The sequence below is a fragment of the Brachybacterium sp. genome (assembly GCF_052095815.1).
Taxonomy (GTDB): Bacteria; Actinomycetota; Actinomycetes; order Actinomycetales; family Dermabacteraceae; genus Brachybacterium.
Genome location: NZ_JBQDLF010000005.1, coordinates 119,671 through 143,254, shown reverse-complemented (window position 1 = coordinate 143,254; position 23,584 = coordinate 119,671). Strand labels below are relative to the sequence as shown.

Sequence of the window (23,584 nt, the reverse complement as noted above, 5' to 3'; positions counted from 1 at the left end):
GTCGAGGAGATCTTCGACGTCTGGTTCGACTCCGGCTCGATGCCGTTCGCGCAGATGCACTACCCCTTCGAGAACACCGAGCGGTTCGAGTCCCACAACCCCGCGGACTTCATCGTGGAGTACATCGGGCAGACCCGCGGCTGGTTCTACGTCATGCACGTGCTCTCCACCGCGCTCTTCGACCGTCCGGCGTTCACCTCGGTGATCTGCCACGGCATCGTGCTCGGCGAGGACGGGCAGAAGATGTCCAAGTCGCTGGGCAACTATCCCGACGTGCGCGAGATGTTCGACAAATACGGGGCCGACGCGATGCGCTGGTTCCTCATGAGCTCGCCGATCCTGCGCGGCGGCAATCTCGTGGTCGATGAGCCGAAGATCCGCGATGCCACCCGTCAGATGGTGCTGCCGCTGTGGAACGTCTGGTACTTCCTGGGGCTGTACGCCAACGCGGCAGGCGAGAAGGACGCCTCCGGGAAGCCGACGGGCTACCGCGGGCAGACCCGCTTCGACTCCACCGACGTCATGGACCGCTACCTGTTGGCCCGCACCGGTGACCTGGTGCGGGAGGTGAAGGAGGCGATGACCGCGCTCGCGATCGCGGACGCCGCCGAGCTGATCCAGGACTACCTCGACATGCTCACCAACTGGTACGTGCGCCGTTCCCGCGACCGGTTCTGGGAGGGCGACGAACAGGCGATCGACGTGCTCTCCACGTGCCTCACGACCCTCTGCCAGGTGGCGGCGCCGCTGCTGCCGATGGTCACCGAGGAGATCTGGAAGCAGCTCACCGGCGGGCGGTCCGTGCACCTGACCGACTGGCCCGATGCGGAGCTGTTCCCCCGCGACCCGGAGCTGGTCGGGCAGATGGACGACGTCCGCGCCATCGCGAGCGTGGGCAACTCCCTGCGCAAGAAGGGACAGCTGCGGGCCCGCCTGCCGCTCGCCGAGCTCACCGTGGTCCACCACAACCCGAGCACCCTCGAGGCATTCACGGCTCTCCTCTCCGACGAGCTCAACGTCAAGGCAGTGCGCCTGCTGGACGTGGCGAGCGAGGAGGCGCAGGGCATGGGCGTCGAGCAGCGGCTCAGCGTCAACGCCCGCGCCGCCGGGCCGCGCCTGGGCAAGCAGGTGCAGACGGTCATCAAGGGCTCCAAGACGGGCGACTGGTCCGCCGACGAGAACGGCGTGGTCATCTCCGGCGGCATCGAGCTCGCCGAGGGCGAGTACTCGCTGGACCTGGTCGCCGGTGAGACTGCGGCTATGGAGGGCCGGGCAGTCGGCGTGCTGCGCGGCGGGGACTTCATCGCGCTCGACACCCGGGTCACCGCGGAGCTCGAGGCTGAGGGAGTTGCCCGTGACGTGGTCCGCGCGATCCAGTCGGCCCGCCGCGAGGCAGGCCTCGAGGTCTCCGACCGGATCCGTCTCACCGTGGACGGTGATCAGTCCGTGACCGCCGCCGTCGCCGCGCACCGGGAGCTGGTCGTCGGTGAGGTGCTCGCGCTCGAGGTCTCTGTCCCGGCCGGACCGGCCGAGGGTGCGCACGCAGCGAGCGAGAAGGTCTCCGGCGGAACTGTCACGGTATCCGTGACCCGCGCCTGAGACTGCCTCCGTCCTCGAGCGGCCCCAGACCGGATCAGACCGGTCTGGGGCCGCTGCGCTGCTGGACCCGGCCGCGGGGCCGGAGAGCGCGATCGGGGGTGCGGCAATCCGCCGAGGTGGGCACTTCTCCCCATCGCGCAGAGCAGGCCCTCCTGGATAGCGTGACGGCATCGACGTCGGCGTGCACTATGAGCTCAGGGGACCTTCATGACACGTTTTCGCTCCCACCTCGAACCGGCGCTCAGCGCCGCCTTCGCCCGACTGCGCGAACCACGGCGGATCAATCCCGCCTGGCTGCCGCACCTCGACGGCGCCGCGCTGCAGCGACCCGACCTGGCCCCGGCGGAGCAGCGGCTCGCCCAGCGCGCTTTGATCGCCCCTGTGGTCATCGCGCTCACCGCCACGACCCCGGAGGGCAGGGAAGAGCTGCGCGTCGTCCTGGACACCGCCGGTGCGATCGCGCTGACCCGGATCGGGGACGACCCGTACGAATGGTGGGACGCCCCCTTCGAGGTGATCCCCGACCTGGTGCTCACGCTGCTCTCCTCGTCCTCACGGCTCGCCGCCGCACCGCAGATGACGACGCGGGGCCCGCACAACGCCCTCACCCTCACCGCCGAGCAACGGCGGGCGATCGCGGCGCGCGTCGCCGACGGGATCCCGGCACATGAGGCCATCGACGCGCAGACCGATCTCAGCGCACCGCTGCGCGACGCCCTCCTGAGCGATCGCGAACGGGCCACGTTCGACATCTGCATGCACGTCCCCCCGACTCCGCACACTCCGATGCTGCGGTTCCACCTGCTGCGACGATGGAACGTCGGCGCCCACGGCCTGTACAGCGCCGACGGTGAGGACGGCTTCAGCGACGCCCTCCATCAGGTCGCCGAGGGCGACGTGCTCGCCACCGTGCTGCCCCTCCTGGAAGAAGGCGCCGGGCTGGCGTTCGGCAAGGAGGTCGTGGCACGACCTTCTACGGCATGATCCCCGAGGAGGTCCGCGCACAGGCAGACCGCTGCGCAACCGGTGCCGAGCAGATCAGCAGCCTGCAGCAGCGCCTCGATGGCATCGTCCGGGGCACGTCCTGGGCAGGCCCGGACCGTGATGACTTCGTCTCGACCTGGACGAGCGATGCCGCACCCGGCCTCGCGCGCCTCGAGACGCTGCTGACCGAGCACGCCGCAGAGCTGCGCGGAGAAGCAGAGGAGCAGGATCGGGTCTCCGGAGAGGAGGCAGGGGACCACCTCGCGAGCCTCTTCGACGATGCTGGGGAGTGGCTCTGGGAGCGGGCCGAGGATGTCGGGGGGTGGTTCCGGGACCGGGCCGAGGAGGTCGAGGACTGGTTCCAGGACAGGGTCGAGGACGTCGAGGACTGGTTCCGAGACCGGTTCCACGACACCTTCGGCGACGCCGCTGATCCGGACCGGCCATGGGCGGAGATCTTCGCCGAGGACGTCGTCGAGATGCTCGTCGAGGACGAGAAGCTCGATCACCCCTCGGAGGTGGAAGTCCTCGGTTCACGCGAGATCACCGGCAGCGAAGCCCCGGAGAACCTCGAGGACCTCGTGCTCGACAACGATGAGAGCCGGCGGACGATCCCCGGCACCGAACCTCCGCGAGAATACGACCCCATGGATGAGGCGCAGATCCGCATCCAGACGGTCACAGGCGCCGACGGCGTCGAGCGCTACATCGTCCATGTCCCTCCGACCCAGGGCGCGCCGATGATCAAGAACCACAAGGTGTTGGGCCACGATACGAAGATCCCGGATGTGGATGCCACGCTCGACGGATGGAACGAGCAGGGGCAGCCGTTCGGTTGGGACAACAACCTCTATGCGATGGCAGGTATGGAGAACGCAGGAGCGAATGCCGTGAAGGAGGCGATGCGGGAGGCCGGGATCCCGGAGGGCTCCGAGATCGCGTTCGTCGGTCATTCGCAGGGAGGTCTCGTCGCCGCGCAGCTCGCCGATGATCCCTCCTTCAACGGCGGGAGCTACCAGGTCACCGACATCTTCTCAGTGGGCTCCCCGGTGCAGACCTACACCCCGGCGGACCCGAGGACCGACGTGCTCAACGTCCAGCACGTCGAGGAGGCCGGCAACAAAGGGGACTTCGTCCCCACCCTCGACCTTGAAGGGGGCTCGCATTCCCATCCGGATGGAAACCCAGCGCCCAACGTCCGCGACGTTACCTTCGGAACTCCGGGGCCGTCGGACGGCTTCACTCCGGACAGCGACGAGCACCAGGCGCACGACTCCGTGCTGTGGAACAAGGGCGACACCGCCTACGATCCGGATTCCGCGTACTACGGGACGGTGCGGAACAACGGCGACGATCCCGCGCTCGCAGCGAAGGACGAGCGGATGCGGGGGAAGTATTTCGGGGAGGGAACCTCTATGGGAGAGGACGTCGTGGTCGACGTCAGGCGCTCGCAGTGATCTGCGGTGCTCGGAGGCGGGACAGGAGCGCCACGCCCTGATCCGCGGGGATCAGCTGATTCCGTAGCGATCGTAGAAGTGGCCCAGGGTGGCGGACCTCGACTCACCGAGATCATCCCGCACCAGGTCGGTCGCGGTGATCTCGGAGCCATCGGAGCCCGTTCCGGCGACTTTGGCGACCCGGATCCCGCGGTCGCCGTCATATTTGCGGTGCAGGACCTCGACGCCGAGGCCCCAGGCCTCGTCGAAGGCGTCGTGTAGCTGATCTGCAGCGACGTCGAGCGTGATGCTGCCGGAGATCAGCGAACCCAGCCCGCCTCCGGGACCGAAGTTGATGTCTGCGCCGGTGACTGCTGGTGCGCTCTTGATGGCGTCTTCGACAGTCTGCGTGCCGGGGCGGAGCAGCCCGCAGCCGGTGAGTATCGAAACCAGGCCCATAGCGCCTCCAGTCAGTGCGATCCGGCGGTTCATCTGCATCGATCCTCTCGGTGTCGCCCGCGGAGCACCACGGTACCTCTCGTGCTCGAAGATGAGCGCGGAAGGCGGCGCATTGCAAGTCGGTATCAGCTGGTCATCACAGCTTTCCAAGCGGGTTTTCCGGACCTATCCTGAGCGGAGGATCCACTCCTCGGGATCCTTGGACATCGGAGATCGTGATGGTTCGCCCCGCCCCCCTGCCATTTCCCTCATCCGCGGCGTCGGCAGGTCCGGTGACAGCGCCACCATCACCCGAGCGCACCCATGGATTCCGCGTCCTGCTGCTCGCCGTCTCCCTCTTCGTGCTCGCGGGTTCCGTGCTCGCCGGCTCCCCAGGAGCCCGGGCCGAGACGCCACCGCCCGGGCTCGGCGGTTTCTCTCCGGGCTTCCTCATCACCGATACCCGGATGTTCGACTCCACCGCGATGGACCGTGCAGGAGTCGACTCCTTCCTCGACGCGCAGGGGGCGAACTGCGTCGACGGCACCGATGGCGCTGACTGCCTGAAGAATCTGACGGCGGACACGCCGCAGCGAGCGGCCACCGCCTACTGCGCCGCGATCCCGGCGGCCAACAACGCCACCGCAGGCAGGATCATCACCGATGTGGCCCAGGCCTGCGACGTGAACCCGCAGGTGATCCTCGTGATGCTCCAGAAGGAGCAGGGACTGATCACCACCCGGAATGCGACGCCGACGCAGCTGGAGAAGGCGCTCGGCTTCCGCTGCCCCGACTTCCAGGCCTGCGATCCGGCGTTCGGTGGTTTCGTCCACCAGATCTACCACGGCATCTCCCGCCTGCAGGAGTACGGCGACCCTGCCCGTGGTTATCGCTACCAGGCGGGGCGGACCTACGACATCCAGTACAGCCCTTTTGAGTTCTGCGGCTACGGCGAGGTGAAGATCTTCAACCGGGCGACGGCAGCGCTGTACAACTACACTCCGTTCACCCCCACCGAGGCCACCCTCGCCGCAGGTGCCGGCGCGGTCCCCGACGATGTCTGTGCGACCTACGGCAACCGCAACTTCTTCCGCACCTTCTCGCTGTGGTTCGGCTCGCCGACCGGCGCCCCTGAGGACCGCTACCCGATCACAGCACCCTGGGGGAAGGACCCTGCCGCACCGTTCACCGATGTGCCCTACGGCAGCTCGATCTTCTTCACCGAGATCGCATGGATGAAGCACACGGAGCTCTCCACCGGCTGGGCCGACGGCACCTACCGACCGCTGCAGCCGATCGCCCGCGACGCGATGGTCGCCTTCCTCTATCGCGCCGCCGGGGAGCCTGCCTTCACGCCTCCGCGCACGTCTCCTTTCAAGGATGTGCCGCGCAGCTCGCAGTTCTTCAACGAGATCGCCTGGGCCGAGTCCGAGGGGATCACCACCGGATGGTCCGATGGGACCTTCCGTCCCCTGCAGCCCGTGAACCGGGATGCGATGGCGGCGTTCCTCTACCGTTCCGCCGGGGAGCCTGCCTTCACGCCTCCGCGCACGTCTCCATTCACGGATGTGCCGCGCAGCTCGCTGTTCTACAAGGAGATCGCCTGGGCGGAGGACGAGCGCATCACCACCGGCTGGTCCGATGGGACCTACCGGCCGCTGCAGTCGATCAACCGGGATGCGATGGCGGCGTTCATCTACCGGATGACGATCGACTGACTCCGGGCACCGTGCATGACATGCTCAGGGCTGAACCTTCCGACGAGGGGATGAGCATGGTGAGCAGACGTGGAGTTCTGGGCGGGGCCGCTGCCGCGACGGCACTGCTGCTGGGCGGGTGCGGGTTCGGGCGCAGGAATCTCCTCGCCGCGGCAGAGGAGGCCGCGGCCGGGGTCGAGGGCGTCTCCGCAGTGGAGCTCGAGATGGCCGATGGCGCGAACTTCGAGCGCCTCCTGCGCGGCACCGTCTCCCTGGAGGCGGAGGACCGTGACAGTGGCCTCGTGCTCTTCGACCAGGTGATGCGCGAGGTCGTGACGGTCATCCATGCAGAGCTCGACGATCCGGAGGCTCGCAGCCTCAGGGTCGGGGGGATCACCGCAGCACTCGATGGCGGGGAGGAGCTGACCCCGCTGGATCTTCTCCCCGACCTGTCGATCCCGAATCCACGACGGGATCGGGTGACGGCCGAGTCGTTCTACGAGAAGTACGGACTGAGCTGAGCACGGGATGGCTGGGCGACCGGCGTTCCGCTCGGGCCTCCGCACGGGGCGCTCACAGCGCGCCGCGCCCCACCGTCACGACCTGGGACTGTGCGACGTAGGTCCCTTCCCCGAGATACCTCCCCGTGAGGTCCTCCTGCAGCGCGGAGAGCGTGGGATCGCTGGCGGTGGCTCGGCCCACGCTGCCTGAGTACCCACCCTCGGCGCCACCGCCCGGGCTCATCGAATCATGGTTCGACTCGAGCACGGTGACGGGATGGAGCGAGGAGACCGGATAGCCCGGCAGCGATACCTCGTGCCGGTTCTCCGCCACCAGGGTCCCGCCGTCGACCTGCGCACCGTTCAGGTCGAGCGCCGCGATCAGGTCCCCGCTGGCCCCGCCGGTCCCGATCGTGCTCTCGTGGTTCACGTTCACCGACTGCGTCGACAGCTGCGCGGGGACGACTGTCTGCACCGGCGAGCCCACCGAGAAGGTGTGCGTCACGTCGTAGGTGCCCGGCTGTCCGGAGGCGCTGTTGAAGGTGGGATCGGCGGAGAGATGATTCGCGACGATGCCACCCTGGGAGTGGCCGACGATCATCACCTCCGCACCCGGCGGCACCCCGGCGGCCTCCAACGCGGCCCGGACGTCATCCATCGCGGCCGGATGCTGGCCGGAGACCAGGCGCAGATTCGATCCCCAGTCGCGGGAGTTCCCCTGCGCGCCGTAGGCGCCGGGGGCATCCAGGACGCTCGCTCCTTCGGTGGGCGGGATCTGGATGATGAACGCCGGCTCCCCGCCCTCGAGGCCGCGCACCTCCTGAATGCCGATCTGCCCGTGCTCCAGCGGACCGCCCGGGTTGTCGATGCGCACCGCATCGTTCTGCTCGACCAGCTCCTGCAGGGTCTGAGGGCTCTGCGCCGGGCCCGCATCGACGGTCACCGACTCGACGATGCCGCCGGGCCGGTCATCCAGGAACGGGGTGTCCTGGCCGGTGAGGGCCTCGAAGACTCCGGTGCCGGCGGATCCTGCGGTGACCAGGCCTGCGGCGGCGACCTCGGCGATGGTCGGCACCCGCTCGCCGGTGGCCCAGTCCTCGAGGATCTCCCCGAAGTGGCCGGCGTCCCGCTGGAACTGTGCGAACCCCTCCGTGCGCACCCCGAGCCGATCCAGACCGTCGCCGAGCAGGTCCATCCCGGTGGTGACGCTCCAGCCGATTCCGTCGGAGACCCTGCCCGCCGGCCCCGAGGCCGCTCCGTCGACAGGGATCTCGAGCCACTCCGGGATCCAGGGACCGCCCTCGCGGAGGTGCCCGCCGCTCGTCCCCGAGGCGTCCCCGGGTGGAATCGCGGAGATGCTCGGATCCGTCGGAGCATCCGGGTCAGCGGCGGCATCCGGGACAGCGGTGGCGCCGTCCGGGCTCGAGGCGACGTCCTGCTGATCCGCCTCGTGGAGCGCGTCATCGCCCAGGGCCAGGAGCTCGCCGCACATCTCTTCCAGCCGACTCGCGGCCAGTGTCATCCAGCGAGCCCGGAACGCCTCCGCATCGGAGCCCGTCCATGGCGCCCCCTGCACTGTGCTCCCGAGGCGAGCGGTGAGGCCCTCGACCTCGTCGGAGGCCGTGCGCAGGTGCTCGGCGTGACCGCGCAGCTGCGCGGTGTCCATCCCCCAGAAGGTGTTCATCGCGCGCTGCCTGACCCGGCGCAGGCGCCGGCGAATCGCAGGCCCTCCTCGAGAAGTGGGAGGAGGGTGCCGAGCACGTCGCCACCACCCACCGGATGGACGGCCAGGGAAGGGCCCGAGGGCTGGTCCAGGCGACACAGGCCCTTCTGCCCGGTCACCCAGAGCCTGGACCAGGTCACCGGTCGCTCTGTCACCAGCCCTCTCGGATCGTGGAGGGTCAGGGCGAGGGAGATGCGCGGGCCGGTCGCAGTCAGCGCATCCCGCAGGGTGTCGTCGAGATCCGGGATCGCGGCGAACGCCCCCTCGGGAGGGGCGCCCCGGGTGAGTGCGGCGTAGGCCATGCGGCTCTGCACCGGGGTGAGGCGGAGCGCGTGGGTGCCGCGCACGATCGACAGCTCGGCGGGGTCCAGGTCCACCCCGGACTCCTCGAGCAGCCGGATGACCCTCGCGGGCACGTCCTGGATGCTGAGCTCGGACCACCGCGAGGGCTGGTCCGGATCTGCCTGTTCGACGGTCGTGGCAGCGGGATCCACACCGATCCGCAGCCGTCGCGTCCGCTGCCCGTCCGTCACCGCCACGACCAGCAGCGCAGAGGCCGTGAGCTGTCTCTGCATGAGCTCGAGGCTCGCGCCGTCAGGGAGGTCCGCTGGTGGCAGTGGAGTCGGTGCAGAGCCTTCGGCCAGCGCTCGATACACCGGATTCCAGGATGCCTCCGGTCCCGTTCCCCTGCGCGCCCATTGCGAAGCGTGCTCCACGGTCGCGATCACCTCGGTCATCGCACCCCTCCTCGTCTCCGGCGCGACCCCGTCGGCCGCCGGTCCTGCTGCTGAGGCTATGAGCGGGGCCGCATGCCGGTGACGGGCAGCACTCTTCCTGTGGACCGGCACCCGGTGGGGAGGAACGGTCCCAGCCCTGCCTCGTACACTGAACGACGCCCGTTCACCCCTCGTCCCCGCAGGAGCCGCTGTGCAGAAATCTCCCCGCCAGGGGCCATCCCGTCAGGCCATGTCGCCCGCAGTGCGGGAGGTCTACGCGGCGCTGCTCGAGCGCGCGCCCGAGAACCAGATCGAGCCGGACCTCAGCCGCATCACCCGGGTGATGGAGCTGATGGGGGACCCGCAGAACTCGTACCGCTCCATCCGCATCGCCGGCACCAACGGGAAGACCACCACCGCTCGGATCCTCGAGCGGATCCTGCGCGAGGCCGGTCTGCGGACCGGGCGCACCACCAGCCCCCACCTGCGCTCTCCCGTCGAGCGGATCGCGATCGACGGAGCCTCGATAGACGAGGAGGGCTTCCTCCAGGCCTATCGCGATGTCGAGCCCTTCGCTGCGATCGTCGATGCAGAGTCGGAGGCCGCAGGAGGCCCGCCGCTGACGTACTTCGAATATCTGACCGTCATGTCCTTCCAGGCCTTCGCCTCGGCGCCGGTCGACGTCGCCGTGGTGGAGACCGGCCTCGGCGGCACCTGGGACGCGACCGGCGTGGTTACCTCCGACGTCGCCGTGATCACCCCGATCTCCCTGGACCATCAGGAGTACCTCGGGGAGACCATCGCCGAGATCGCGGGGGAGAAGGCAGGCATCCTCACCGCGGAGGCCACCGCGATCATCGCCTCCCAGCCCTATGAGGACGCCGCCGATGTGCTGCGGGCACGGATCGGCGAACTGGGCGCGGAGGCGGCCATCGAGGACCAGCAGATCGGCGTGCTCTCCCACACCCCGGGGGTCGGTGGCCAGATGCTGACCCTCCAGGGCATCGCGGGCCGGTACGAGGATCTCTTCCTCACGCTGCTCGGTGAGCACCAGGCCCGCAACGCCCTGCTCGCGGTGGCTGCCGCGGAGGCGCTGCTCGGGGACGGCAGCACCGCCCTGGACGGGCAGCTGCTCAGCGCCGCGCTGTCGAGCGTCACCTCGCCGGGCCGCGCTGAGGTGGTGCGGCAGGCGCCGACGATCCTGCTGGACGCCGCCCACAACCCGGCGGGAGCGCTGTCGCTGGTCGAGACGGTCCGGGAGAACTTCCGCTTCACCCGCACCATCGGACTCATCGGGATCCTGCAGGAGAAGGACGCCGCCGGGATCCTCGACGTGCTCGAACCGCTGCTGGACGCTGTGGTGATCACCCAGTCGAGCTCCCCGCGGGCGCTCCCCGCCGACCAGCTCGCGGATCTCGCCCGCGACATCTTCGACGACGAGGACCGCGTTTTCGAGCAGGGCAGCCTGCCGGATGCGATCCAGGCCGCCGTGGATCTCGCGGAGATGGACGGAGACCAGTTCGGAGGCGTGGTGGTGGCCGGGTCGGTGACGCTCGTCGCCGAGGTGCGAGAGCTGCTCGGCGCGCCGGGAGAGGAGTGACGATGGACCTCGATCTCACCCCCTCCGCGCGCCCCCATGGCGCACAGCGGATGATCGCCTCGACGCTCCTCGTCATCGAGGCCTTCGTGGTGTTCTTCGCCGCGCTCGTTGCCCACCAGCTCGCTCCCGGGGACCGGCTGCTCACCTGGACCTGGAGCCTGCTGGCCATGCTCCTCCTGGTGCTCTGCTCCGGGCTGCTCCGGCGTGGTGCCTGGCCGTACTGGCTGGGGCTGGTGCTGCAGCTGCCGGTCATCCTGCTCGGGATCCAGGTGACCGCGATGTGGGTGGTGGGCATCCTGTTCGCAGCGCTGTACGCCTATGGCATTTTCAAGGGCCACCAGCTGGACGGCGAGAAGGACACGGTCGACGCCGAAGTGTGGGCGGCCCGTTCCCGGGAACCGGACGGCCCCACCTCCTGACCGTCCCGGCCCCACGGAGCTGCTCCGCACTTCGACGGTCCCGCTCGTGGGTACCCTGGTGCCATGACCGCACAGCGCACACTCGTCCTGCTCAAGCCCGATGCCGTTCAGCGCAGCCTGCGCGGGGAGATCATCCGCCGCATCGAGGCCAAGGGCTACGACATCCTCGCCCTCACCCAGCGCTCCGCCACCGCGGAGGAGCTCTCCTCGCACTACGCCGAGCATGAGGGCAAGCCCTTCTATCCCGGGCTCGTCGATTACATGGGCTCCGCCCCGCTGGTCGCCATCGTTGTGGAGGGGGAGGGCGCGATCCCCGGATTCCGCTCGTTGGCCGGTGCCACCAACCCCACCGAGGCAGCCCCCGGCACCATCCGTGGCGACCTCGCCCGCGAATGGGATCTCCCCGTCATCCAGAACCTCGTCCACGGCTCGGACTCCGAGGAGTCCGCGGCCCGCGAGATCGCGATCTGGTTCCCCGAGCTGGGCTGAGCCTCCCTGAGCTGGACCTCTCCGGCTCTCTGCACCGCAGGACCCGCACGCCACGGCGAGGGTGAGGCGCGCCGCATCCCGCGGTCCCGCTCCGCCCCCGCTGCGGCGTGCACAATGACGAGCATGGAACTGCCCTTCGTCGTCATCCTTTTTCTGGTGCTTGCCGTGCTGCTCGCCGCAGGGATCCTGATCGTGGTCGCACTGCCGCATCTGAAGAGCCGCGCGAAGCATGACCAGCAGGAGAGCGACCCCCGGCACAGCTCCCGCACACGTCGGTGAGCACCCGTCGGCGCGCTGAATCGCAGTCAGCACCGGGGCTCGCCGGGACGCACAGCAGTGCGGAGGCGTCCCTGGGAGATCACTGTCCAGGGTGCCCGATGCTCGCGGCCTAGACTGGCGGCTGTCCTCGCCGCTTCGTCGGCTTCCCCGACCTCGGAGGTGACCCGTGGATCCCGATGCCCTACTCGCACTGATCGCTGGCGGCGGCGGAGGCGTGCTCGTGCTCGGCGCCGGCGCCTGGGCCTATATCCGCAGCCGCGGGCGGAAGAAGTCCTCGGACGACACCGCCTCGCAGGACCCCACCGGCCATGGCAGCGATACCCAGCCCTCCCGCACCGCCACCGCGGTCAAGGAGCGGCCTGCCGCGCCGACCTGGGCCGACACCCTGTCACCGGCTCCCACGAAGCCCGCTGCACAGGACTCTCAGGCCACGCCACCTGCGCCTGCCGCGGCCCCGGGCTCGACCTCCGAGTCCCATGCCGCAACCCCTGCGAGCGCTCCGGAGTCCACCGCACCGGCGGATGTTCCCTTCGACCAGGAGAACGCCCCCGCACCTTCGGCCATCGACGAGCCGCCTGCCGCTGCTGCCTCCCGCACCGCTGAAACCTCCAGCAGGACTGGCACGACGTCCACCGACGCTGACGTCGCGCCTTCGACGGACCCTGCAGGCCCGGCCGTGGACCCTGCAGAGGCGGAGACGCCGGCAGCCCCGGCAGCGGGCGAGACCGCGACCCCGGTGCAGGGCACGTCCGCCACCCCGGCCCTCGACACCCCCGAGGCCCCGGCCGACCGCATGGTGCGCCTGCGCGAGCGGCTCTCCCGCTCCGGCGCCCTGGGTCGCGGCATCCTCACCCTGCTCACCCGCGGCAGCAGCGTGGACGAAGACACCTGGGACGAGATCGAGGAGACGCTGCTGCTGGCAGACCTCGGCCCGGACGCCACCGACGAGATGCTCGAGAACCTCCGCCGCCGCATCCAGGTGCTCGGCACCGACGATGCCGCCGCGGTGCGCGAGGTGCTCCGTGAGGAGCTCGTGGCCCTGGTGGACCCGGACCTGGACCGCCGCCTGGCCGCCACCCGACGCACTGCACCGGACGGCACCGAGGTGCCCTCGGTGATGCTCATGGTCGGGGTCAACGGCACCGGCAAGACCACCACCGTCGGCAAGCTCGCCCGGGTCCTGGTCGCCGCCGGTCGCACCGTCGTGCTGGGCGCGGCGGACACCTTCCGCGCCGCGGCCGCCGACCAGCTCCAGACCTGGGGCTCGCGCGTGGGCGTGGACACCGTGCGCTCGGACCGGGACGGCGCGGATCCCGCCGCCGTCGCCTTCGACGCGGTCAAGGAGGGGATCGCCCAGGGTGTCGATGTGGTCATCATCGACACCGCCGGCCGCCTCCAGAACAAGAAGGGGCTGATGGACGAGCTGGGCAAAGTGCGGCGGGTGGCCGAGAAGGGCCTGCACGGCGATCACGTCGCCGAGGTGCTCCTGGTCATCGACGCCACCACCGGCCAGAACGGCATGCAGCAGGCGCGAGTGTTCTCCGAGGCGGTCAACATCACCGGCCTCGTGCTCACCAAGCTCGACGGCACCGCCAAGGGCGGGATCGTCGTCAACGTGCAGCGCGAGATCGGCGTCCCGGTGAAGATGGTGGGCCTCGGGGAGGGCATGGACGACCTCACGCCCTTCGACGCCTACGGCTTCGTCGACGCTCTGCTCGAAGACTGACTGCTCGAAGGCTGACTGCTCGAGGGCTGAGCACGTCGACCGTCACCTGAGCAGGCTGCCCGTGGCCTGTGCACGCTGCCCGTGGCCTGGGCACCGGCCCGGAAGGCTCCTCCTCTCGGACCCCCGTCGCTCGCGGCGGGGGTCCGTCGTGCTCGGCCCTGTCCAGCGCGCGGGACGGTGGGTCACGGAACGGTCACGGCGACCTTCCGGCCTAGGCGCTCATCAGCCCCGGCAGCACGATGAGGCCACGGCCCGCACGGCCGTTCGGCCCGGGGTCGAGGTACTCGTCCCGGGACCGGTCCTCCTCACTCCCAGGAGCTGCCATGCCCTTCGTCCTCGACACCGGAGCGACCGCCTGGATTCTCACCAGCGCCGCTCTGGTGCTGCTCATGACGCCAGGCCTGTCCCTGTTCTACGGCGGCATGGTCCGTGCCCGCACCGTGCTGAACATGATGCTGATGTCCTTCAGCGCCATTGCCGTGGTGGCCGTGGCCTGGACCCTCGCCGGCTATTCGATCGCCTTCGGCACCGACATCGGCGGCCTCTTCGGCAACCCGCTGGACCACCTGGGCCTGGCAGGCACCGACGAGCAGTCGCTGCTCGGCGGCAGCGGCGTGCCCTTCCTGGTGGCGGCCGGCTTCCAGATGACCTTCGCGATCATCTCCACCGCGCTGATCTCCGGTGCCATCGCCGATCGCGTCAAGCTCGGGACCTGGATGGTGTTCGCCGCGATCTGGGTGCTCATCGTGTACGCACCCCTGGCCCACATGGTCTGGGGCGGCGGACTGCTCAGCGGTGACGGCCCCTTCGCTGCGATCGCCGAGCCGATCGACTTCGCCGGCGGCACCGTCGTCCACATCAACGCCGGCGTCGCCGGTCTGGTGCTCGCGCTCGTGGTCGGCGTCCGTAAGGGCTTCGGCAAGGAGGCGATGAAGCCGCACAACCTGCCGCTGGTCATGCTCGGCGCTGCCCTGCTGTGGTTCGGATGGTTCGGCTTCAACGGCGGCTCCGCCGGCACGGCCGACGCCACCGCGGGCCTCGCCTGGGTCAACACCACCGTCGCGACCGCCGGGGCGATGCTCGGCTGGGCGCTCGTGGAGCGGATCCGCGACCAGCACATCACCTCCCTCGGCATGGCCTCCGGAGTGGTCGCGGGCCTGGTCGCGATCACACCCGCCGCCGCCGCGCTCACCCCGCTCACCTCGATCGTGCTGGGCCTGGTCGCAGGCCTCGCCTGCGCCCTCGCCGTCGGCCTCAAGTACCGCTTCGGGATCGACGACTCCCTCGACGTGGTCGGCGTCCACCTGGTGGGCGGCCTCGTCGGCACCATCGGCATCGGCGTCCTCGCGGCCGACGGCGGACTGCTGTTCGGCGGCGGCGTGAGCCTGCTGCTGGTGCAGATCCTCGTGGCACTCGCCGCGATGGCCATCTCGGGGGTGCTCACCCTCGCCATCGCCCTGGTGCTCAAGTACACGATGGGCTGGCGGGTGCCCGAGGCGGACGAGCGCGCGGGTATCGACATCACCCAGCACGCCGAGTCCGGATACGATCTCGCCGGAGCGCTGTCCTCCCGCCGTGACCGTCCCGCCCCCGTCCCCTTCGCCGGGACGGAGGTTGCGGAACCCCGCAACCCGGCCCCGACGCCCCTCGCCGCCCCCTCGGTCGAGGCGGACCCCACCCCGGTCACCACAGGAGAGACTCGATGAAGCTCATCACCGCGATCATCCAGCCGCACGCGCTGCAGGCGGTCACAGACTCCCTGCGCGAGTACGGGGTCAGCGGGATCACCGTCACCGAGGTCGCCGGCTACGGTCGCCAGGGCGGCCACACCGAGGTCTACCGCGGCGCCGAGTACACGATCGACACCATCCCGAAGATCAAGCTCGAGGTGCTCGCCGAGATCATCGACGAGCCCGCGATCATCGACCTGATCGTCGCCGGCGCCCGCACCGGGCGGATCGGGGACGGCAAGGTCTGGACCACCGAGGTCGGCACCCTGGTGCGAGTCCGCACCGGTGAACGGGGGGCGGATGCCCTCTGAGGCGCTCTCCTCCCGCCGGATCTCCCAGGTGCTCCACGAGGGCTTCGCGGATCCCGCTGCCGGCCCCTCCCGTCGTCTCGCCCAGTCCGATCTCGTGGACGACTGGCTGCGCGAGCTGTGGGAGCGGGCCGGCGCCCCCGCGTCCGGCACCGGGGCGGCGCTGGCCGCCATCGGCTCTCTGGGACGGCGCTCGCTCGGTCCCGGCAGCGACCTCGACCTGGTGCTGCTGCTGGATCCCGAACGGGTCGACCAGCCGGAGGCGGCCCGGCTCGCGAGCGCGCTGTGGTATCCGATCTGGGATTCGGGCACCTCGCTCGATCACTCGGTGCGCAGCCCCGCCGAGTGCGAGGAGGTCGCCCGGAAGGACCTGCGGGCCGCGATCTCCCTGCTGGACCTGAGGGTGGTCGCGGGTGATGCGGAGCTCGTCGAGGACACCGCGAGGCGCCTGCGCAGCCAGTGGCGTAGTGAGGCCCGGCGCCGGGTGGGGGAGCTGGTCGACCTCGCGACCGACCGCGTCCGCCGCCGCGGATCCCTCGCGCATTCCTCCGAGCCGAACCTGAAGTCCGACCGCGGCGGCCTGCGGGACATCACCGTCATCCGCGCCCTCGCCGAGAGCTGGCTGGCCGATCACGACCACGAGGTGGTCGATGACGCCTCCCGCACCCTGCGCGACGCGCGCGACGCGCTGCAGGCCGTCACGGGATCCTCCGGCACCCGCCTGGGCCGGGCGGACCAGGACGCGGTCGCAGCGCTCACCGGCTACCCGAACGCCGATGACCACCACGCCGTGCTCGCCGAGGCCGCCCGCGCCGTGACCTGGGAGCTGCACCGAGCCGTCCGCGCCGCCGAGGCCGCGATCGCCCCCGGCGGCGCCGCCACCCGTGGGCAGGGCGCCGAGCGCCGTCCTGCCCTGACCCGGCTGCCCCACGGCGTGCTGGTCCAGGCCGGCGAGGTCTCCGTCGACCCGGACTCCCGCGACCTGCTGCGCGACATGGCCGCGGTCCGCCACGCCGCCACCACCGGCCTTCCGTTGGCCGACGCCACGCTCGCCCGCATGGCCCAGGGCACCGCCGCGCCGCTGCTGCCCGCCCAGCGGGACGTTCTGGTCGACGCACTGGCGGGGGAGCACTTCGCCGAGGTCTACGAAGCGCTCGACGTGAAGGGCATCTTCGAGCGGTGGGTGCCGGGATGGGCCGAGATCCGCAACCGCCCGCAGCGCTCGGCCGTGCACCGCTTCACGGTGGACCGCCACCAGGTCGAGACCGTGCTCGAGGCGCAGCGGTTCCTGTCCCGGGTCAGCCGCCCCGACCTGCTGCTGGTCACCGCCCTGCTGCACGACCTCGGAAAGCGGCCCGGCAGCCGCGACCACGCCGCCGAGGGTGCGCCGCTGGCCGAGAAGGCCGCCCGCCACCTCGGCTTCGACCGGGACGACGCCCGACTGGTGGGGGTCCTGGTGCGGGAGCATCTCACCCTGATCGAGCTCTCCACCGGCCGCGACCTCGCCGATCCCACCACCCTGCGCGAGCTGCTGAGCGCGGTCGATGAGAGCCTCGAGGGTCTCGAGATCCTCCGTGCCCTCACCGCGGCCGATGCCATCGCGGCCGGCCCGTCGGCCTGGTCGACCTGGCGCGCGGACCTCGTCGAGCACCTCACAGCAGTGGCCCGCGACGCCCTCAGCGGCACCGCCGCCGCTCCGCGCACCCGGCTGGCCCCGCAGCGACCCGCGCAGGAGGCGGTGCGGGCCGCTGTGCTGCGCGCCGGTGGTGCTCAGGTGCTCTACCCGGCGCACCTCGAGGACGAGCCGATCTCCCAGATCTGCCTGGGTGCCCCTGACGGCGCCGGGGTCTTCGCCGCCATGGCGCGGGTGCTGGTGCGGCTGCGGCTGGACGTGCACAGCGCGGTGGTGATGACCATGGACGGCGTCGCCGTGAACACCTGGTGGGTGGCCGGTGCTCCGTCGGAGCTCCCTCACCCTTCCGTGCTGCGCACCGCACTGGATCGCGAGCTCGCCCACCGCGACCGGGCCGACGCCCGGGTCCTCGAGCTGCCGCCCGCCCCGCCGCCCCGCACCACCGAGGACACCCCGGTGGTGACGCTGCTGCCGGGGGCCTCCCGGGAGGCCACCGTGGTGCAGGTCAACGCGCGCAACCGCCCCAGCCTGCTGGCCGACGTCGCCGGGGTGATCGCCGACCACCGCATCCAGGTGCGCAGCGCCCACGTGATGACCCTGGGCCGGCGTGCGGTCGACGTGCTGTACCTGACCGACCAGCACGGGAGAGCGCTGGACCCGCCCACGGTCGGCCGGATCGTCGCGGCGCTGATGGAGGCCGCGGGCACCTGAGCGGTCGCGCGGTCGGGACGTCGCCGGATCATGACCCGCCGCCGGGCCGGGACCCGCCGCCGGGCCGGGACGGTCAGGGTGGCGGTTCTCTCCTGTGGGCCTGACCGCGCATCCTGGGGCGGCGGCGCCGGGCGCACTACACTGAGGCGGTCCATTCGACCAAGGGGAAGCGCTTCGTGTTCAACAACCTCTCCGATCGCATCACAGCGTCGCTGAAGGGTCTGCGCGGCCATGGCCGCCTCACCGAAGCGGACGTCGACAAGACGATCCGCGAGATCCGTCGTGCCCTGCTCGACGCCGACGTCGCCGTCTCGGTGGTGCGCGAGTTCACCGGGCGCGTCCGCGAGCGCGCGCTCGGCGAAGAGGTCTCCAAGGCTCTGAACCCTGCCCAGCAGGTCGTCAAGATCGTCAACGACGAGCTGGTCGAGGTGCTCGGCGGGGCCACCGGTGAGCTGCACTGGGCGAAGAACCCGCCCACGGTCATCATGCTCGCCGGCCTGCAGGGCGCTGGCAAGACCACCCTCGCCGGCAAGCTCGCGAAGTGGATGAAGTCCGAGGGCCACACTCCGCTGCTGGTCGCCGCTGATCTGCAGCGCCCCAATGCCGTGACCCAGCTGCAGGTCGTCGGCGAGCGGGCCGGGGTGCCGGTCTTCGCCCCCGAGCCGGGCAACGGCGTGGGAGACCCGGTGCTGGTGGCGATGAACGGCGTCTCCACCGCCCAGTTCCAGCAGCATGACGTGGTCATCGTCGACACCGCGGGCCGTCTCGGCATCGACGAGGAGATGATGGAGCAGGCGCGGAACATCCGCGACGCCGTCAATCCTCACGAGACCCTGTTCGTGGTCGACGCGATGATCGGTCAGGACGCCGCCCGCGTCGCCGAGGCCTTCCGCGATGGCGTCGGCTTCACCGGCGTGGTGCTCTCCAAGCTCGACGGCGACGCCCGTGGCGGCGCGGCGCTGTCGATCACCGGCGTGACCCAGCGCCCGATCCTGTTCGCCTCCACCGGTGAGAGCCTCGACGAGTTCGAGCGCTTCCACCCGGACCGCATGGCTAACCGCATCCTCGATATGGGTGATGTGCTCACCCTGATCGAGCAGGCGGAGAAGGCCTTCGACCACGAGGAAGCGGAGAAGGCCGCCGCGAAGCTGGCCTCCGGCGAGGACTTCACGCTCGACGACTTCCTCTCCCAGATGCAGCAGCTCAAGAACATGGGCAGCATCAAGAAGATGCTCGGCATGCTGCCGAACATGGGCCAGTACCGCGAGGCGCTGGACAACTTCGACGAGGGAGAGATCGGCAAGGTCGAGGCGATCATCCGCTCGATGACGCCGCAGGAGCGCAACGACCCCAAGCTCATCAACGGCTCGCGCCGCAACCGCATCGCCAAGGGCTCCGGCACCAGCGTGCAGCAGATCAATCAGCTGCTGGAGCGGTTCAAGCAGGCCCAGCAGATGATGAAGACGATGGGCAAGGGCATGGCCGGCGGTGGCATGCCCGGGATGCCCGGCGGCCCCGGCATGGGGATGGGCAAGAAGTCCCGCGGCAAGCAGGCCCCGCAGAAGCAGCTCAAGAAGGGCAAGTCCAAGAACCCCGCCAAGGCTGCACGCGAGCAGGCCGAGGCCGCGAAGCGGGCCGCAGCAGGCGGCGGTCCCGGTGGCCAGGGCGGATCGGCCTTCGGCGGCGGCGCCGGTGGAGGAGCCCAGCAGGCCGGCCAGCCGGATCTCTCCGACTTCGACCCCAATCAGCTCCCCCCGGAGATGCAGAAGCTGTTCGGCGGCAAGTGACTGCCGCGGCTGCCGGGCTCGGCGTGGCTGCTGGGGTCGACGTGGCCAGATGAAGAAAGGTGCCAGGAGACTGGCACCTTTCTTCATCTGACCAAGCCCGGCCGGGGCCCGACCCCCGACAAGGGCCTGCGGTTTTCTGGCCCCGCCGCGGGCCAAAAAGTTCCAGCAATCCGGCACTTATCTTCGCCTGGCCAAGCCCGGCGCCCGCCACGTGCCGAAAGGTTCCAGGAATCTGGCACGTTTCTTCATCTGGCTGGGCCTTGCCTGGATCGACCCCTTCTCGGGCCCGCGCCCAGGTCCGCCGCAGGCCCAAGCCCAGGTCCGCCGCGGGCCCACGCCCGGGTCCGCCGCTGGTCCACTCCCGCCCACGGGCCGAAAGGTTCCAGGAGAGTGGCACGTTCTTCCCCGGCGGGCCGGTCTGAGACTCTCGAAGCCACTCTCGACCTGGCCCCAGCACCTGTCTCTTCCTCCACAGCCGTGCATCATCCACAGCGGGGGGTGAGCCCGGCCCAGGCCGGTCCTCTCCTCTTTACGCTCGAGCAATGTCACTTCGACCCGAGGACCTGCGCAGGGGCGTCTTCTACAGCCGTGCGCGCCTGCTCGAGGACGGTATGCATCGGCGTGACCTCGCCTCGCACGCCATGCGCCGGGTGCTCCCCGGATGGTGGGCCCGCTCCGATGCCGAGCTGGCCTTGGAGGGGCTCGCCCGGTTCTTCGTGACGCACGTCCGGCCGGGGGCGGTGCTCAGCCACCAGACCGCGGCCGAGATCCTCGGCGTGCCGCTGCCTGTGCCGCTCACCCTCGTGGGCGGGTCCGCTCTGCACTGCAGGGGGCCGGGCGGCACCGGCGCGACGGCGGGATCGCTGGTCGTGGTGCACGCGGCTCTCGCTCAGCGGGAGATCTCCCATAAGGGTCTGCCGATGGTCCATCCGCTCCTCGCCCTGCAAGACATCGCCGCGCGCCTGCGGCCGGTGGATCTCGTCGTGGCGCTCGACGCACTGGCGACCGATCGCTTCGGCGCGAAACGTCGGGTCCGCATGGCTGAGATGGCAGAGATCGTCGAGGAGCTGCGTGGCCGGGGCGCCCCGGCGCTGCGGAGCGCGCTCCCGCACGTGCGTGAGCGCTCGTGGTCCCCGATGGAGACCAAGGTGAGACTGCAGCTGCTGCGGCACGGGTACCCGGAGCCCGCGCTGAACCACCCCGTCGTCGAAGCGTCCACGGGGATCGAGTACTTCATCGATCTCGCCTACCCGGAGAAGAGGATCGCGATCGAGTACGACAGCGAGGATCACCGCCTCGATCGCAGAGCGTGGCAGCACGACATCAACAAGAACGATGTCCTCCACGAGTCGGGGTGGAAGGTCATCCGGGTGACGGTCGCGGACCACCGTCGGCCGCAGGTCTTCTTCGCCCGCCTGGACGATGCACTGCAACGCCGACGAGGCCCCGGATGACACCCCTGGCGCCGACGAAGCACTCGCCCGGCCGGACAGGACGGGACAGGACGGGACAGGACGGGACGGGACGGGACAGGATGGCCGGACCCGAGGTGGCCCCCGGTGCTCAGATACCCTCGGATCATGCGCATTCCCGTCGGCCCATCCCCGGTCCTGCACCTGCGCGGGCCGGTCCTGCTGGGCCCCGACCGCGAGCTGCCGGAGGCGTGGGTGGCAGACGGCCGGATTCATCATGAGCGCCCCGAGCTCCCGGCCGGCGAGGAGGTCCTCGCGCTCGACGGCTTCACGGTCCCCGGCCTCGCGGATCTGCACTGCCACCTCGGGATCGCCGACGGCGGCGGGGGCACCACGCTCGAACAGGCCCGTCAGCAGGCGCTCACGGACCGCGACACCGGCGTGCTGCTGATCCGCGACGCCGGTTCGATCATCGACACCTCTCCGCTCCAGCAGCACAGCGACCTGCCGCGGCTGATCCGCTGCGGCCGACACCTCGCCCGCACCCGCCGCTACCTGATCGGCTACGCCGACGAGGTCGAGCCTGAGGCCCTCCCGGCCGCGGTGACTCGCGAGGCGCACCGCAGCGACGGGTGGGTGAAGCTGGTGGGGGACTGGAGCGACCGCAGCCTCGGCGACCTGGCCCCGTGCTGGGACGCGGAGGACTTCCGCGCAGCGGCCGATGCCGCTCATGATGCGGGCGCCCGCATCACCACGCACACCTTCGACGAGGCGACCCTGTCGCTCGCCCTCGACGCAGGCTTCGACTGCCTCGAGCATGCCACCGGGCTCACCGACGCGACGATCGCCCGCGCCGCCGAGGCCAGCGTGCCCGTAGTCACCACGCTCGTGAACGTCGACGAGTTCAAGGCTTATGCGAGCCAGGGGGAGCGGAAGTTCCCCGCCTACGCCGCGCACATGCGTCGCCTGCGGGCGGGCCGGTTCGAGCGCACCCGCGATGCGCACGACGCCGGCGTGCAGCTGCTGGTCGGCACCGACGCCGGGGGAGTGCTGGGCCACGGCATCATCCACGACGAACTCGACGAGCTGGCCCGCGCCGGACTCACTGCCGCCACGATCCTGGACGCTGCCGCCTGGGCACCGCGCCGCTTCCTCGATGTGCCCGGGCTGGAGGAGGGGGCCCCGGCTGATCTGCTGGTGGTGCCGCGGGATCCGCGTGAGGACCACCGCGCGTTGCGGGAGCGCAGCCGGGTGGTGCTGGGCGGCAGGATCGTCGCCTGACGTCGTGCGCGAGGCGGTGAGGTCCGTGCACCACGGCGGGCGCGAGGCCAGCGTGTCTGTGCACCGGGGCGGGCACGGCTGCGCCAGCGGGTGACGCGCTGCGAGGCGTGTGCCCCGGCGCACACGGATCGGGGTGGAACGTCGACCCGGATCCCTGGCATAATCAACCCCTGTATGTGCATGGACCGGCCCTCTACCAGCCTGTGCACGACACCCCGAGAACCGCCAGCGCCCGCATGACCCCACAGGCTGCGGCGGGACTCACCCGAACATCTTTGAAGGAGTCCACCCACGTGGCTGTCAAGATCCGTCTGAAGCGCATGGGCAAGATCCGTGCACCGTACTACCGCATCGTCGTCGCCGACTCGCGCAAGAAGCGCGATGGCGCCGTGATCGAGGAGATCGGCAAGTACCACCCGACCGAGCATCCCTCGGTCATCGAGGTCGAGTCCGAGCGTGCACAGTACTGGCTCGGCGTCGGCGCACAGCCGACCGAGCAGGTCGCTGCGCTGCTGAAGATCACCGGCGACTGGCAGAAGGCCAAGGGCGAGGGCGACGCCGCCGGCACCCTGAAGACCGCCGAGGTCAAGAAGACCGCCGAGGAGCTCATCGCCGACGCCGACAAGGCTGCCGCCGAGTCCCGCGAGGGCGCGAAGAAGGCCAAGGACGCGAAGGACGCCGAGACCGCAGAGGTCGAGGCCGGTTCCGAGGAGGCCCCGGCCGAGGGCGAGACCACCGCCGACGCCGACGCCGCGGCGACCGACGAGGCCTGAGATGAGCGCCCGCGCCGACGCACTCGACCACCTGGTCCGGGGCATCGTCGATGACCCGGAGGCCGTGGCCGTGACCGAGAAGTCCACGCGACGCGGTCCGCTCCTCGAGGTCCGGGTCGGCGCCGCCGACCTCGGCCGTGTCATCGGACGGTCCGGCCGCACCGCCCGTGCCCTGCGCACGGTCACCGCAGCCCTGTCGGATGACGATGTGCGGGTCGACATCGTCGACGTCGACCGGCGCTGAGTTGCCTCGAGCCACTTCACGGAGCGGGGGGGGCCATAGGCCCCAGCGGGGCCGGCCGCCCCCCACCCGGGGGTGCCGGGGGCGGGCGGCCCACGCGGG

21 protein-coding genes are annotated in these 23,584 nt (G+C 70.5%); 18 read left to right on the top strand and 3 right to left on the bottom strand.

Going from position 1 to position 23,584, the window contains the following annotated elements; translation table 11 throughout:
• The 3 genes from ACTH43_RS03890 to ACTH43_RS03880 all read left to right on the top strand — a co-directional run.
• Positions 1 to 1,599, top strand: a 1,599-nt coding sequence (locus ACTH43_RS03890) for a class I tRNA ligase family protein (protein WP_441443616.1), incomplete at its 5' end; no start/stop codon positions are given.
• 207 nt (positions 1,600 to 1,806) lie between these two features.
• On the top strand, positions 1,807 to 2,583 hold the full coding sequence (locus ACTH43_RS03885) for a hypothetical protein (RefSeq protein ID WP_441443615.1): 777 nt from the start codon (positions 1,807 to 1,809) through the stop codon (positions 2,581 to 2,583).
• Complete coding sequence (locus ACTH43_RS03880) at positions 2,580 to 4,040, top strand: hypothetical protein (RefSeq protein WP_441443614.1); 1,461 nt, start codon at positions 2,580 to 2,582, stop codon at positions 4,038 to 4,040. Before ACTH43_RS03885 ends, ACTH43_RS03880 begins: the two co-directional genes overlap by 4 nt.
• Before the next feature lie 51 nt (positions 4,041 to 4,091).
• Here ACTH43_RS03880 and ACTH43_RS03875 read toward each other — a convergent pair whose 3' ends face one another.
• The gene (locus ACTH43_RS03875; RefSeq protein WP_441443613.1) at positions 4,092 to 4,517 is read right to left on the bottom strand and encodes a hypothetical protein; all 426 of its coding nucleotides are present in this window, start codon (positions 4,515 to 4,517) and stop codon (positions 4,092 to 4,094) included.
• A gap of 233 nt (positions 4,518 to 4,750) precedes the next feature.
• On the opposite strand from ACTH43_RS03875, the gene ACTH43_RS03870 reads away from it, so the two are divergent.
• Entirely contained in the window at positions 4,751 to 6,175 is a 1,425-nt protein-coding gene (locus ACTH43_RS03870; RefSeq protein ID WP_441443612.1) for an S-layer homology domain-containing protein, read from the top strand.
• Between the two features lie 56 nt (positions 6,176 to 6,231).
• Entirely contained in the window at positions 6,232 to 6,675 is a 444-nt protein-coding gene (locus ACTH43_RS03865) for a hypothetical protein (RefSeq protein ID WP_441443611.1), read from the top strand.
• Positions 6,676 to 6,727: 52 nt separating this feature from the next.
• Here the strand turns inward: ACTH43_RS03865 and ACTH43_RS03860 are convergent, their stop codons facing one another.
• Together ACTH43_RS03860 and ACTH43_RS03855 are read right to left on the bottom strand one after the other, a co-directional pair.
• On the bottom strand, positions 6,728 to 8,338 hold the full coding sequence (locus ACTH43_RS03860) for a WXG100 family type VII secretion target (protein ID WP_441443610.1): 1,611 nt from the start codon (positions 8,336 to 8,338) through the stop codon (positions 6,728 to 6,730).
• Positions 8,335 to 8,952, bottom strand: coding sequence for a hypothetical protein (locus ACTH43_RS03855; RefSeq protein ID WP_441443609.1), 618 nt, complete (start codon positions 8,950 to 8,952; stop codon positions 8,335 to 8,337). The genes ACTH43_RS03860 and ACTH43_RS03855 overlap by 4 nt, the downstream gene beginning before the upstream one ends.
• Positions 8,953 to 9,343: 391 nt before the next feature.
• On the opposite strand from ACTH43_RS03855, the gene ACTH43_RS03850 reads away from it, so the two are divergent.
• The 13 genes from ACTH43_RS03850 to ACTH43_RS03790 all read left to right on the top strand — a co-directional run bounded on the left by ACTH43_RS03850 (position 9,344) and on the right by ACTH43_RS03790 (position 23,485).
• Positions 9,344 to 10,693, top strand: a complete 1,350-nt coding sequence (locus ACTH43_RS03850; RefSeq protein WP_441443608.1) for a bifunctional folylpolyglutamate synthase/dihydrofolate synthase — start codon at positions 9,344 to 9,346, stop codon at positions 10,691 to 10,693.
• A gap of 2 nt (positions 10,694 to 10,695) precedes the next feature.
• Positions 10,696 to 11,112 carry a DUF4233 domain-containing protein gene (locus tag ACTH43_RS03845; RefSeq protein WP_441443607.1) on the top strand — a complete coding sequence of 139 codons (417 nt, stop codon included), beginning with the start codon at positions 10,696 to 10,698 and terminating at the stop codon, positions 11,110 to 11,112.
• 63 nt (positions 11,113 to 11,175) lie between these two features.
• On the top strand, positions 11,176 to 11,601 hold the full coding sequence (gene ndk, locus ACTH43_RS03840; RefSeq protein WP_441443606.1) for a nucleoside-diphosphate kinase: 426 nt from the start codon (positions 11,176 to 11,178) through the stop codon (positions 11,599 to 11,601).
• 123 nt (positions 11,602 to 11,724) lie between these two features.
• The gene (locus tag ACTH43_RS03835) at positions 11,725 to 11,880 is read left to right on the top strand and encodes a hypothetical protein (protein WP_441443605.1); all 156 of its coding nucleotides are present in this window, start codon (positions 11,725 to 11,727) and stop codon (positions 11,878 to 11,880) included.
• 166 nt (positions 11,881 to 12,046) lie between these two features.
• A complete protein-coding gene (gene ftsY / locus ACTH43_RS03830) occupies positions 12,047 to 13,606 on the top strand; it encodes a signal recognition particle-docking protein FtsY (protein ID WP_441443604.1) in 1,560 nt (519 codons plus the stop codon).
• A gap of 323 nt (positions 13,607 to 13,929) precedes the next feature.
• The gene (locus ACTH43_RS03825; protein WP_441443603.1) at positions 13,930 to 15,312 is read left to right on the top strand and encodes an ammonium transporter; all 1,383 of its coding nucleotides are present in this window, start codon (positions 13,930 to 13,932) and stop codon (positions 15,310 to 15,312) included.
• The gene (locus tag ACTH43_RS03820) at positions 15,309 to 15,647 is read left to right on the top strand and encodes a P-II family nitrogen regulator (protein ID WP_441443602.1); all 339 of its coding nucleotides are present in this window, start codon (positions 15,309 to 15,311) and stop codon (positions 15,645 to 15,647) included. Before ACTH43_RS03825 ends, ACTH43_RS03820 begins: the two co-directional genes overlap by 4 nt.
• Positions 15,637 to 17,988: an HD domain-containing protein gene (locus ACTH43_RS03815; protein ID WP_441443601.1), complete on the top strand. Its 2,352-nt coding sequence runs from the start codon at positions 15,637 to 15,639 to the stop codon at positions 17,986 to 17,988. The genes ACTH43_RS03820 and ACTH43_RS03815 overlap by 11 nt, the downstream gene beginning before the upstream one ends.
• A 176-nt stretch (positions 17,989 to 18,164) precedes the next feature.
• The gene (gene ffh / locus ACTH43_RS03810; RefSeq protein WP_441443600.1) at positions 18,165 to 19,775 is read left to right on the top strand and encodes a signal recognition particle protein; all 1,611 of its coding nucleotides are present in this window, start codon (positions 18,165 to 18,167) and stop codon (positions 19,773 to 19,775) included.
• A 542-nt stretch (positions 19,776 to 20,317) separates the two neighbouring features.
• On the top strand, positions 20,318 to 21,229 hold the full coding sequence (locus ACTH43_RS03805) for a DUF559 domain-containing protein (RefSeq protein WP_441443599.1): 912 nt from the start codon (positions 20,318 to 20,320) through the stop codon (positions 21,227 to 21,229).
• A gap of 126 nt (positions 21,230 to 21,355) precedes the next feature.
• Positions 21,356 to 22,468 (top strand): amidohydrolase family protein, encoded by a 1,113-nt coding sequence (locus tag ACTH43_RS03800; RefSeq protein WP_441443598.1) that lies wholly within the window; start codon positions 21,356 to 21,358, stop codon positions 22,466 to 22,468.
• 293 nt (positions 22,469 to 22,761) lie between these two features.
• Positions 22,762 to 23,241 (top strand): 30S ribosomal protein S16, encoded by a 480-nt coding sequence (gene rpsP, locus ACTH43_RS03795; protein WP_441443597.1) that lies wholly within the window; start codon positions 22,762 to 22,764, stop codon positions 23,239 to 23,241.
• Between the two features lies 1 nt (position 23,242).
• The gene (locus ACTH43_RS03790) at positions 23,243 to 23,485 is read left to right on the top strand and encodes a KH domain-containing protein (RefSeq protein WP_345082588.1); all 243 of its coding nucleotides are present in this window, start codon (positions 23,243 to 23,245) and stop codon (positions 23,483 to 23,485) included.
• The last annotated feature ends 99 nt before the right edge of the window (positions 23,486 to 23,584 follow it).